The sequence below is a fragment of the Bacillus sp. CBEL-1 genome (genome assembly GCF_004348885.1).
GTDB lineage: Bacteria > Bacillota > Bacilli > Bacillales > Bacillaceae_H > Priestia > Priestia aryabhattai_A.
In genome coordinates this window covers 391,385-403,325 of sequence record NZ_SBIM01000003.1, presented here as the reverse complement: position 1 = coordinate 403,325, position 11,941 = coordinate 391,385, and the positions used below count along the sequence as shown (strand labels likewise).

The window sequence follows — 11,941 nt, the reverse complement described above, 5'->3', positions numbered from 1 at the left end:
ATTAGTTTAAAATAAGAATGTAATGTGATTGTCAGGAGGAACGAATATGTTAAATGAAAAAGTGATAGATGCACTAAAAGATAAAGTAAACGTGATTAATAATCAAGATCATTATATATACGTTGTAGGTCCAATTCGTTTACCAGTTAATTTAGAAGGAGAAACAAAAATCTTTCAATGGTATTCTTGGTTACGTTCCGATGATGTGGAACAAGGAGAACTTAGCTTAGAAGAACTGGTTGAACAGATGAATTCTGCTAACTTGGCCGATTTACAGCAGTCTAGCGTACTTGTATATGGAGACTTTAAAGAAGCGGACCAGGCATTAATTCGCATGCACAGTATTTGTCATACAGGTGATATTTTCGGCAGCAAGCGCTGTGACTGTGGATTCCAGCTGAAACAATCCATGAAGATGATTACGGAAAACGGAGCTGGTGCCTTATTTTATTTAGCAAATCATGAAGGAAGAGGGATTGGCTTATTTAGTAAAGCAATGGCTTACGTGCTTCAAGAAAACGGATTTGATACGGTTGAAGCGAACGAAGAGTTAGGTTTTGCTGATGATACTCGTCAGTATAAAGAAGCAATCAGCGTGCTAAAGCAGATTCGTAGAAAGCCGGTTATTTTAATTACAAATAACCCGAAAAAGCTTATAGCATTAGAAGAAAACGGTGCTTCGTTATCAGGACGCATTCCACTTTGGGGAGACGTATCAGAGTTTAATGAAAAATACCTTCAAACAAAAGTGCAGCGCTCGGGTCATTTAGGTGAGGAGGTACTGGTTTGAGTAGTCATGAATTTTACATGAACATTGCAATACAAAATGCAAAAGCTACAAAAGGGCAAACAGACCCAAATCCACTTGTTGGATGTGTGATTGTAAACGATAATCGTATTGTGGGAATTGGTACGCATTTAAAAGCAGGGGGTCCTCACGCTGAAATTCATGCGCTAAATATGGCTGGTGAGTTAGCCAAGGGAAGCACGGCATACGTTACGTTAGAACCGTGTTCGCATCATGGTCGCACCGGTCCTTGTGCAGAAGCGCTTGTTCGAGCAGAAGTTTCAAAAGTCGTCATTGCTACGCTTGACCCAAATCCACTTGTGGCAGGACGAGGAGTAAGTATCTTAAAGAATGCCGGCATTGAAGTTGAAGTAGGAATATGTGAAGAAGCATCCCGTCAAATGAACGAGGTGTTTAATCACTTCATTACGATAAAAAAACCATTTGTTATTTTAAAATCTGCCATTACCCTAGATGGAAAGATCGCAACGGCGTCTTCTCACAGTAAATGGATTACGTCAGAAGACGCTAGAAGAGATGTTCATCAGCTTCGTCACGAAACAGGTTCAATTCTTGTGGGTGTTCAAACAGTGATTGAAGATAACCCTTCCCTCACAACACGCCTTGAAGGCGGCCGCAACCCAGTTCGTATTGTGTTGGATTCAAAGCTAAGAACACCAATCGAAGCAAAAGTCGTAACGGATAAAGAAGCACCAACTTGGATTTTTACAACGAGTAACCATGATGGTGAAAAAAGAAAACAGCTTGAAGAACAGGGAGTAAAAGTTTTTGTTACAAGCGGTGAAAAACATGTGAACTTATCTGAAATGCTTGAAATAGTGGGTGAACATTCGGTTTCTTCCCTTTTAATCGAAGGAGGAGGACAGGTGAATGCATCGTTTATTGAACAAAAGCTAATCAATAAACTTGAACTTTACATTGCGCCTAAAATTGTAGGTGGTAAAGAAGCCCCAACTTTTGTAGAAGGCAAAGGCATTGAGAAAATGTCAGATGCACTAGAGTTTACAAACGTTACGGTAATCCAATTAGGGAAAGATTATAAATTTAGTGCGTATCCAATTTATGAATAAAAAGTAACTTCTAAAAAACTGCATTCGATCTGTTAGGTGTATTCTAACAGATCGAGATGCAGTTTTTTTCTATACTCTATTTAATAAAAATTAGGATTAAATTTTTCAGAATTTTAGAAACTAATTTTGTTTTTTACCGTTTTTTTAACATAAGGACCTAGAACCGGTTTAAAAAGCGGATTTTGAGTCTTTACATAAAGGAATTTGTTTAAGGGAAAGAGAAACAAATACTATTGGTTGAAAATCTATATAAGGGTGAGGAATGAGATGAGAGAGTATAGAATTGGGCGTGTCATGAGAGAGCTTCGAAAAATGGCGGAGCTAACGCAACAAGAGTTAGCAAGAGATATTTGTACCCAAGCACAGATTAGCAAAATTGAAAATGGTGAAGAATATCCTTCTAGCATTACGCTGTATAAGCTATCAAAGCGACTAGGCGTAGATGTAAACTATTTTTTTGATACAGTTGAGTCTCCCCGACTAGACTATGTGGATGCAGTTAAATCACTTATTCGTCAATATATTCGTCAAAGGGACTATGAGGCGATTGATCATATTATAAAGAAGGAAAAAGAAAGTCCACTGTTTCAAACAACGCTAAATAAGCAGTTTTTAACATGGCATGAAGGGATTTGTACGTATTACTTGCATAAGCAAAAAGAGAAAGCATTTAGCCTTTTATATGAAGCAATTGACTATACCAAGCAGTCGAAGACGTTTTACAAAGAAAAAGAAATAGAGATCTTAAACAGCGTAGCTATCATTTATCATGAAGAAAAAGAATATGAAAATGCAGAAGAATTATATAGACAAGCGTTAAAACATATAACGGCACTACCACAAATTCGTCAAGAAATGCTAAAGGTTCGTATTTTATACGGACTATCAAAAACATTAGCTGATATGAAACAATACGAAGAGTCGATTACCTACAGCAGCAGAGGGATTGATCTTTGTATAAGCAATGAGTCTATGTATTTATTTGGTGAACTTCACTACCAAACTGGTGAAAATTTAATTAAGCTTGGGAGAGTTAAGCAGGGAAAAGAATACTTAGAGAAATCCGTTCATATCTTCCAGTTACAAAGGAATGAAAAGTTCACAGAGTTAGTGAAAAGTGAAATCAATGAACTTTTTGTATAAAAATAAAAATATTCCTATTATTATAATTATCGAGAAAATAAAGCGAATTAGAAGAATAAGGCCGCTTAAACAGGTATATTCGCCCATATCAGCGAATTCACGAAAAAAAATCTTATGCTACACTAACATTAATCACAATAAGGGGAGGAAATATCTATGAAAAAATTATTAGTAGGATTAACATTAGCACTTACACTGGTGGCAGGCGTAGCATCAGTTGGTGCAGTCACTCAAGAAAACCAAGTAGCAACTTTAGGTTTACCGAACCAACATTGATCATAGCGATTTTCTTAATATCACAATAATAAGTCCGCTGTAGAGCTTTTTTCAGTAGACCCCCTCTATGAAATAAAAATATAAGTTAAGCCCAACCTATTCTTGGTTGGGCTTTTTTTGTAATTAAGGAGAGGTTTATCACAAGTTAAATAGTTAAAAATAGCCAAAAAGCCATGACGATAATCATGGCTAGTTTGGTTATTTCATTTTACGCACAATCACAAATTCACTCTCGTTTAACATCAAATCATTTGATACGTGCTCATTTGTCCATAAATCAAGGCCGTCAGCAAATGAAGTTGGAAGACTAACATTTAATGAACGATTTGTTGGATTAATAATAATGAGTAACTCTTCATCATCAAGCGTTTTGCGATAGCTTACAAGAGATTCATTCATAGCTTGGAACGCGAACTCTCCCTTGGAGAAAGCTGGGCTTTGTTTACGAAGCGAAATAAGTTTTTGAACAAAATGAAATACATCAAGATCCTGTTTATTTGTATCCCATTCCATACACTTACGACATAAAGGATCATCTCCACCTGTCATGCCAATTTCGTCACCGTAATAAATACAAGGTGTTCCGATAAAGGAAAGTTGGAACAAATAAAGCAACTTTAAGCGATTTGTATCCTCTTCACATATAGTTAAAATTCGTGCTGTGTCATGGCTACCTAACAGGTTAAAAGCAACCTCGTTTACGTGCTGGGGATAAGATTGCAACACGTGAACGAGCTCGTTTTGGAACTGCTCTACGGTAGTTTCTTTTTTTGCGAAAAAATCAATTGCTGCGTTTGTAAAGCGGTAGTTCATTACAGCATCAAATTGATCTCCCTGCAGCCAAGGCATTGCATCATGCCAAATTTCACCTAGGATATATGCGTCCGGTTTAATTGCTTTTACTCGGTTGCGGAACAATCGCCAAAAATGATGATCTACTTCATTCGCTACATCTAATCTCCATCCGTCAATATCAAATTCTCGGATCCAATATTCCGCTACTTCTAGTAAATAATTTTGCACATCTTTATTTTCTGTATTTAACTTTGGCATGGCAGGCTCAAAGGCAAACGTACGATAAGATAGCTGGTTTCCTGGATTAAGGGGGAATTCGGCAATATGAAACCAATCCTTGTATTTCGAGCTTTCACCGTATTTTATAACATCTTGAAACGGTTCAAAATAGTAGCCGCTATGATTGAAGACGGCGTCAAGCATGATTTTAATACCGCGTTTGTGACATTCGTCTACAAGTCGCTTAAATGTCTCTTTATCTCCAAACTGTGGGTCAATTTCAAAATAATCAATTGTATCGTATTTATGGTTGGTCATTGCTTTAAAAATAGGTGTAAAATAAATGCCGTTAATTCCTAGTTCAGTAAGGTGATCGAGGTGGTTAATGATCCCTTCAAAATCGCCACCAAAGAAGCTGCTTTGAGTAGGTGTTTCTCCCCATGATAAGACGTTCTTTGGGTTTAATTCTGGATTTCCATTCCCAAAACGCTCAGGGAAAATTTGATACCAAACTGTGTCTTTTACCCATGAAGGAGAGGAAAAGACATCTATTTGATTTAAGAATGGAAAGGCAAAATAGTAGTGACAGTGGGTAGGAACATCTTCAAAAAATCCTCTTTCCGTATACGTTAAGGATTCTTTTCCATCGTTGCAAATAAACCCATATCGTAAGCGAGCATGTGGGGGGCGAATGGTAGCCTGCCAATAATCGAACAAGTCATCCGAACCTACAAGTTTCATAGAGCTTGTTGAATAAATCCATTGACCATTTTCCCATATGTAAGGGTCCCCATGAATAAGAGTCACATCTTGTAAATCTCCTTTTTGCGCTTGCAATCGGATATGTAGAGTTTCTTCATCGTATGCGTACGCAAAATTATTTTTCGGGCGATGATAAATAGAAGAACGAAGCATTAAAAACATCCTTTCAAATTTAATTTATTAATTTGTTTAATTAATATTAATAACAACTTTATATTATGAGTAATTTTAGGATGTGTCAATAGAAATGAAAGGGTATTCAATTTAAAATATCATAAAAAAAGATGGTGTAAGTGCTTGCAAGAATGAAAAAACCGAATTATAATGATGAACCATAAACTTATTAATTAAAACAATTAATTAATTGTTGAGTAGGGGGTTTTATAATGAAGATAAAGAAAATAATTGCAGCTCTCTCTATTTTGACGCTTGTCAGTGCCTGTGGCATTGAAGAAAAGAGAGACGCTGAATGGAAAAAGCAAGATGAGGAAAAACCTGAAAAGCTAGTGATATGGGAAGAAAAAGGAAAAGGAATAGCGTTGCAGCCAGCTATTAAGAGTTTCGAGGAAAAGTATGGTATTAAAGTGGAGTACAAAGAATTGGAGATGTCCAACGAAATTAAAGAGAAAATTCGATTGGACGGCCCGGCTGGAACGGGCCCTGATGTGTTAACTTTACCTCATGACCAAATTGGTCAGCTAGCACTAGAAGGTGTCATTGCACCGGTGAACGTAGAGTCATCAATCGTATCGACATTTACAGACCAGTCCATCCAGGCAGAATCCTATGACGGGAAACTTTACGGACTACCAAAAGCTATTGAAACACCTATTTTTCTATACAACAAAGATCTAATGAAGCAAGCGCCTAAAACGATGAATGAGCTTTACGAAATTTCAAAATCTGATCAAAAAGCAGGGGAATATAGCTTCTTAGCTCCATGGGATAATTTTTACTTTGCCAATGCTGTATTGAGTGGTATGGGAAGCTATGTGTTTAAAGAGGAGAAGACATCGCTAGATTCAACTGATATTGGACTACATAGTGACGGGGCGATAGAAGGAGTCAGCTACATCTCAAAATGGTACAACGAAAACTTGTTTCCAAAAGGTATTATTGGTGAAAATGGTGGCTCTACATTAGAAGCGCTTTTTTCAGAAGGGAAAGTGGCTTCAGTCATGAGCGGCCCATGGTCTTTTGAAAGCTTTAAAAGTGCGGGAATTGATGTTGGCGCTACAACCTTACCACTCTTGCCTAACAACAAGCCAATGAAAACATTTATCGGAGTAAAAGGGTGGCATGTAAATAGCTTTTCGCCTTATCAAAAATGGGCTACAAAGCTAATTGAACATTTAACAAATGCTGAAAATGCGAAGGTTCGATACGAAACAGTAGAGGAAATTCCACCTGTTAAGAGCTTAGTTAATGATCCTTCTATTCGAAAAAACGAAAAAGCAAAAGCTATTATTGATCAAGCTGCAGTAGGAGAGCCAATGCCAAACATTCCAGAAATGAGTGAAGTTTGGGGGCCAATGGTGACAGCGCTTCAGCTTGTTGCAAACGGAAAGGAAGAGCCGAAAACAGCTTTAGACGACGCAGTTAAAACAATCAAAGATCAGATAGAAGCGAACCACGGAAGCTAACTTGAAGGGAGTAAAAAAGAAATGAAAATTGCATCTAATGAGCAAACTATGATGACGTCGCATCGGAAAGTAGCGCTGGGATTGTCAATTATTCCAGGACTAGGTCAGCTTTACAATCGTCAATTCTTTAAAGGCATGTTTTTTCTACTATTAAGTAGTGCATTCATCATTACGTTTAAAGACCTGGTGAATGAAGGGCTTTGGGGGATTGTTACGTTAGGTACGAAGCCGTTTCGAGATCATTCTATTTTTCTATTAGTTCAAGGGATTATTGCCCTTTTGTTGCTGATAGGGGGAGCATGTATTTATGCGTTTAATTTATACGATGCATATCAAAATGGTAAGAAAAAAGATGAGGGCAGAACCGTTCATTCTTTAAAGGAGCAGTATCATAACTTAGTAGACAATGGCTTTCCATATCTCATGATTTCTCCAGGGTTTTTCTTGCTAATTTTAGTTGTTATATTTCCAATTATTTTTATGGTGCTATTAGCGTTTACAAACTATAACCTTTACAATTCTCCACCTGCTAGGTTAGTAGAGTGGAATGGATTTAATAATTTTATTGATTTATTTAAGATGGATATTTGGCGCAATACATTTATTTCTGTATTCTCATGGACGGTTGTTTGGACATTTTTTGCAACTATTGGGCAGATAGCTGTGGGGATGGTTCTTGCCATAGCAGTAAATCAAAAAGACATTAAATTTAAACGGGTGTTTCGAACCATTTTTATCTTGCCTTGGGCCGTTCCAGCATTTATTTCAATCCTTATTTTTAGCGGGATGTTTAATGAAACATTTGGTGCAATTAACAATGACATTTTAGCGTTTTTGGGTATTGATCCAATTCCGTGGCTTACAGAGCCGCTTTGGACGAAAGTAGCGTTAATCTTTATTCAATGGTGGGTTGGCTTTCCATTTGTATTTGCTATGATTACGGGTGTTCTTCAATCTATTCCTGAAGAGTTGTATGAAGCAGCAACAATTGACGGGGCATCCTTATGGCAAAAGTTTCGTCATATTACCCTTCCAATTATTTTGTTTACAACTGCTCCAATTATGATTACGCAGTTTACAAGTAACTTTAATAACTTTAATGTTATTTATTTATTTAACGGGGGTGGACCTGCAGTTGCAGGACAAACAGCCGGTAGCAGTGATATTTTAATTTCATGGATTTATGAGCTAACTTTATCATCTGCTCAGTATGGAAAAGCAGCCGCTATTACAATGGTTTTATCTTTAATTGTTATTAGTGTCGCACTATGGCAGTTTAGACGTACAAAATCGTTCCAAGAGGAGGACATGATGTAACATGAACAAAAGAAACTTCGTTCGTAAATTGATTACTTATAGTGGATTAGTGATGGCGAGTGCAATTGTTATTTATCCAATTTTATGGATTATCGGATCTTCTTTAAACCCAGGAAGTAGCTTGTCAAGTTCATCCATGTTCCCAAAAAACCCTACGTTAACCCATTATAAAGATTTATTTACCGGTGAAGGTACCTATTACTTACAGTGGTACTGGAATACGCTCAAAATCAGCGTCATCACTATGCTCTTAGCAGTTACGCTCGTTGGAGTGATGGCGTATTCATTTTCGCGTTATCAATTTGTGGGACGCAAAAATAGCCTAATGTTATTTTTAATTTTGCAGATGGTTCCACAGTTTTCTGCCCTGATTGCAATTTATGTATTAGCATATTTAAGCGGCGTATTAGATACGCATTTAGCCTTAATTTTAATTTATGTTGGCGGACTGTTACCGATGAACACGTGGTTAGCTAAGGGATATTTCGATACGATTCCAAAAGAGTTAGACGAATCTGCTCGTATTGATGGAGCAGGACATTTTCGGATTTTTTACCAAATTATTTTACCGCTAGCAAAACCAATTTTGGCTGTTGTTGCATTGTTTAGCTTTATTACACCCTTTACAGATTTTATTTTGGCGACAGTTATTCTCCGATCAGAAGAGAAGTATACCCTGGCTGTTGGATTGTATCGAATGATTAGTGGACAGTTTGGAAACTCTTTTACACAATTTGCTGCTGGTGCTGTTTTAATTGCTTTGCCAATAGCCATTCTCTTTTTAGCTCTACAAAAATACTTTGTATCTGGCTTAACGGCTGGAGGTACAAAGGGATAACCTATTATTTTAATGCGTGCATGGTATAATAAAAGATACAAGTAAATACGAAGATGTAATAGGAGATAGAGAAATATGGTATTAAAAGGTCAAAATACAGCGCGTACAAAACAGCTAAATCAGTCATTAGTACTAAGAGTTTTGCTGCAAAACGGACCGATGTCGAGACAAAAAATTGCTGAGATTACACAGCTAACACCAGCAACAATTACTTATATTACAGCTGAATTGATTCAGGAAGGGTTTATCGTTGAGCGCGGAGATGTTCAAGAAGGAACAAAGCGAGTAGGCCGAAAATCAATCGCATTAGATTTACAAGGCAATGCTTATTGGACAGTTGGAGTCCACATTAGCATGGAGACAATTCGAGTAGGGTTAGTAAACTTAAAAGGTGAGACACGTAATGTTCAAAGGGTTCCTGTTCCAGCAGATTTTAACCAGGAGCAGTATTTAGAGTTTGTGGCAGGCACAATTAGTCAGTATATTAATACGCAGGAAGTAGACGTATCGAGCATTGGAATCGGTTCATTGGGAGCAGTTGATTTGAAAGAAGGAAAGCTTTTAGGAAACGATATAATTGGCTGGCCTGATGTGCCCATTGTGCAATATTTAAAGCAGAAGTTAAGGCTACCTATTTATTTTGATAATAATGTAAGTGCACTAGCTTTAGCAGAAAAGATGTTTGGACATGGAAAGCAAGTTGCTGATTTTATGTGTCTATACCTTGGGTACCGTATCGGTGCAAGTTTAGTGTTGAAAAGTGAGTTATACCGTAGTGGGTTAACAGGAGCAGGTGAGTTCGGCCATATGACATACTTGCCAGATGGAAAACCATGCTGGTGCGGAAGCAATGGCTGCCTTAATCAATATGCATCAGAACAGGCCATCGTAGAAGAGCTTCAAGCTCGAGATATTCAAGAAGTGCTACAGAGAGTAGCAAACCAAGAGGGAAAAGCTAGACGAGTTGTTGAAAAAGCAGCGGAACGAATTGCGGTGGTTCTTGCCTCATTTGTAAATATGGTTCATGTTAAAAAGATTGTTGTGTCTGGACCGTTAACTCTTGCGGGGATTGAGCTTACCTCCATTATCAAACAGGAAGTGAATGAACGATCTTTTTTAGCCAGAAAAGAAGAAGTAGAAGTTATTTCATCAAACTTGGGAGAACATGTTGAGATTATTGGCGCAGGAAGTTTAGCTTTATGGTATAGCGTATATCAAAAGCAATTGTAAAGGGTGTGAAAAGCGCTCTTTTCTTTTGAATATATTATTTAATTTAATGAATTAATTTAAAAGGGTGAATTAGTTTGAGCAAACATTCAATTGTTGAAATTTTAAATTTTAAATCTAGTTATTTGCAGAACGAACGTAATTTGTATGTTTATTTACCACCTAGTTATGAACAAGCACAAGACACCAAGTATCCCGTTCTCTATATGCACGATGGTCAAAATATTTTTCATCCAGCTTTTAACGGTCAATCCTGGAACATTCATCATGTTGTAAATAAACTTATTGAGCAAGGGGAAATGCAAGAGATTATTATTGTTGGAATTGAAAATATGAAAGAAGAGCGTGCGAATGAATATAGCTTTCATACACTTGATGAAGATAGCTTGCAAGTCCCTCCAGCTCTTGCTTGCATTCAACCGAAAGGAGAGCTTTACGAAAAATTTATTGTTAATGAAGTGAAGCCTTTTATTGATGAGCAGTTCCGCACCAAAAAGGAAGCGAAGTATACGGCGCTAATGGGTTCTTCTAGAGGTGGAGCTATCACATATCATATTGGATTAAAGAGACCTGACGTGTTTAGCATGCTTGCCATTTTGTCTCCATACTTTTATTATGTTGATCCTCATACACTTCAAGAATTCAGTCAAGTGAATATTCCTGTTCAAAAGGTAAATCACAAAAAGATATGGGTTGATGTTGGTGAATACGAAGGAGTTCTAATTCGCGTTGAGCACGTAAAAGATATAGCAAATAAGCTATTAACGTGCGGATATCAGTATGGTGAAGAAGTAGCTTACTATCAAGACGATACAGCAGCTCATACAGAAGCAGATTGGGAAGCCAGAGTTCATATGCCACTTCTATACTTCTTTGGGAAAGAAACGAAACTAGCTGATGTGGAATTAAAAGGGCGATCTATCTTTGGTTTAAACGAAAAAGCAGGTTCTCTAAATGCGGTGAAAACATATAGCAATGGTGTTAAAGTAACTGAGCTTCAAGGTGAATATCAGGTTGCAGATAAAGGGGTTGTTTCAATTGCCAAAGACGGAACGGTTATTCCTAAGTCTGTGGGCAAGACTGTTGTTCAGTTTCAGAGCGAAGGAAGAAAAACTTCAAAAGAAATTGAAATTGTAGATTACGTATCTGATAGAGTGCCAGTTTCCATGCAGGTTAAAAGCATAGATGCACTACCAGATGTATTAAGAATTTACGCTGATTTACCTCTTAAGAGGGTCGATTCTTACCATTTTTATAATCAGTTTATTCTCCCTATTGATACTGGATTAGGCTTTCGCTTTTACCTTGACAATGGAAAAGGAGAAGTTAAAGAATCCGGTGCTCCAGTTTATCATCGTATAATGATTACAGATCCAATTCATAAGAAATTCACAGTGGAAAAATGGTTATAAAAAGCAAGGGTCCTCTGCGACTCTTGCTTTTTATATGCATTATTTAATTTGTTTTGCTATTTTGATCTTTATTACGTTTGTTTCCTTTTGAGTTATCTCCACTTGCAATCTCTTCGCCCATTTCAACCATTTGATGCTGAGTTTTCGGATTGCTTTGATTTGCACTACCCTTATTGTTTTTCTTTGTCATAATCATCATTCTCCTTTTAAAAAGTTGGTAATGAATCTAAGTTGTTTGTTTCATCCCGGTCTGGAACGCTGCGAATATATGTATCGCCATCTTTTCCAATAAACGTTGTAACGTGTTCGATTTCACCTGCTGTTACGCGTTTCATTGCTTCATCGTAGCTTAATACTTGACCAGTCTGTGTTTTAAATTCGGTTAAGTTTCCCTTATCATTTTTACGAACCGCAATAAATCGATCCATGCT

General features: G+C 37.2%; 11 protein-coding genes. 8 read left to right on the top strand and 3 right to left on the bottom strand.

Translation table 11 applies throughout. The features are described from left to right. Nucleotides 1-46 precede the first annotated feature (46 nt). The 3 genes from EPL02_RS02180 to EPL02_RS02170 all read left to right on the top strand — a co-directional run bounded on the left by EPL02_RS02180 (nucleotide 47) and on the right by EPL02_RS02170 (nucleotide 3,021). Nucleotides 47-790, top strand: a complete 744-nt coding sequence (locus tag EPL02_RS02180) for a GTP cyclohydrolase II (RefSeq protein WP_094909720.1) — start codon at nucleotides 47-49, stop codon at nucleotides 788-790. Further along, nucleotides 787-1,878, top strand: coding sequence for a bifunctional diaminohydroxyphosphoribosylaminopyrimidine deaminase/5-amino-6-(5-phosphoribosylamino)uracil reductase RibD (gene ribD, locus EPL02_RS02175; protein WP_094909721.1), 1,092 nt, complete (start codon nucleotides 787-789; stop codon nucleotides 1,876-1,878). The genes EPL02_RS02180 and ribD overlap by 4 nt, the downstream gene beginning before the upstream one ends. Nucleotides 1,879-2,145: 267 nt before the next feature. Next, nucleotides 2,146-3,021 (top strand): helix-turn-helix domain-containing protein, encoded by an 876-nt coding sequence (locus tag EPL02_RS02170; RefSeq protein WP_094909722.1) that lies wholly within the window; start codon nucleotides 2,146-2,148, stop codon nucleotides 3,019-3,021. A gap of 474 nt (nucleotides 3,022-3,495) precedes the next feature. Here the strand turns inward: EPL02_RS02170 and EPL02_RS02165 are convergent, their stop codons facing one another. Next, a complete protein-coding gene (locus tag EPL02_RS02165; protein ID WP_131886897.1) occupies nucleotides 3,496-5,226 on the bottom strand; it encodes a glycoside hydrolase family 13 protein in 1,731 nt (576 codons plus the stop codon). A gap of 239 nt (nucleotides 5,227-5,465) precedes the next feature. On the opposite strand from EPL02_RS02165, the gene EPL02_RS02160 reads away from it, so the two are divergent. The 5 genes from EPL02_RS02160 to EPL02_RS02140 all read left to right on the top strand — a co-directional run bounded on the left by EPL02_RS02160 (nucleotide 5,466) and on the right by EPL02_RS02140 (nucleotide 11,510). Then, nucleotides 5,466-6,716, top strand: a complete 1,251-nt coding sequence (locus EPL02_RS02160; protein WP_131887136.1) for an extracellular solute-binding protein — start codon at nucleotides 5,466-5,468, stop codon at nucleotides 6,714-6,716. A gap of 21 nt (nucleotides 6,717-6,737) precedes the next feature. Continuing rightward, a complete protein-coding gene (locus EPL02_RS02155; protein ID WP_094909724.1) occupies nucleotides 6,738-8,033 on the top strand; it encodes a carbohydrate ABC transporter permease in 1,296 nt (431 codons plus the stop codon). Between the two features lies 1 nt (nucleotide 8,034). Next, nucleotides 8,035-8,871, top strand: a complete 837-nt coding sequence (locus EPL02_RS02150; RefSeq protein ID WP_094909725.1) for a sugar ABC transporter permease — start codon at nucleotides 8,035-8,037, stop codon at nucleotides 8,869-8,871. Between the two features lie 75 nt (nucleotides 8,872-8,946). Next, entirely contained in the window at nucleotides 8,947-10,101 is a 1,155-nt protein-coding gene (locus EPL02_RS02145; protein WP_094909726.1) for an ROK family transcriptional regulator, read from the top strand. 74 nt (nucleotides 10,102-10,175) lie between these two features. Continuing rightward, nucleotides 10,176-11,510 (top strand): alpha/beta hydrolase, encoded by a 1,335-nt coding sequence (locus tag EPL02_RS02140; RefSeq protein ID WP_165932498.1) that lies wholly within the window; start codon nucleotides 10,176-10,178, stop codon nucleotides 11,508-11,510. A gap of 43 nt (nucleotides 11,511-11,553) precedes the next feature. Here the strand turns inward: EPL02_RS02140 and EPL02_RS20745 are convergent, their stop codons facing one another. Together EPL02_RS20745 and EPL02_RS02135 are read right to left on the bottom strand one after the other, a co-directional pair. Then, nucleotides 11,554-11,700 carry a hypothetical protein gene (locus tag EPL02_RS20745; RefSeq protein WP_165932497.1) on the bottom strand — a complete coding sequence of 49 codons (147 nt, stop codon included), beginning with the start codon at nucleotides 11,698-11,700 and terminating at the stop codon, nucleotides 11,554-11,556. Nucleotides 11,701-11,716: 16 nt separating this feature from the next. Next, entirely contained in the window at nucleotides 11,717-11,938 is a 222-nt protein-coding gene (locus EPL02_RS02135) for a DUF3892 domain-containing protein (protein ID WP_035319860.1), read from the bottom strand. Nucleotides 11,939-11,941 lie beyond the last annotated feature (3 nt).

Coding starts and splice junctions, on each gene's coding strand:
- EPL02_RS20745 (WP_165932497.1), bottom strand. CDS start 11,700: ATGACAAAGAAAAACAATAAGGGTAGTGCAAATCAAAGCAATCCGAAA.
- EPL02_RS02170 (WP_094909722.1), top strand. CDS start 2,146: ATGAGAGAGTATAGAATTGGGCGTGTCATGAGAGAGCTTCGAAAAATG.
- EPL02_RS02135 (WP_035319860.1), bottom strand. CDS start 11,938: ATGGATCGATTTATTGCGGTTCGTAAAAATGATAAGGGAAACTTAACC.
- EPL02_RS02165 (WP_131886897.1), bottom strand. CDS start 5,226: ATGCTTCGTTCTTCTATTTATCATCGCCCGAAAAATAATTTTGCGTAC.
- EPL02_RS02145 (WP_094909726.1), top strand. CDS start 8,947: ATGGTATTAAAAGGTCAAAATACAGCGCGTACAAAACAGCTAAATCAG.
- EPL02_RS02180 (WP_094909720.1), top strand. CDS start 47: ATGTTAAATGAAAAAGTGATAGATGCACTAAAAGATAAAGTAAACGTG.
- EPL02_RS02155 (WP_094909724.1), top strand. CDS start 6,738: ATGAAAATTGCATCTAATGAGCAAACTATGATGACGTCGCATCGGAAA.
- EPL02_RS02150 (WP_094909725.1), top strand. CDS start 8,035: ATGAACAAAAGAAACTTCGTTCGTAAATTGATTACTTATAGTGGATTA.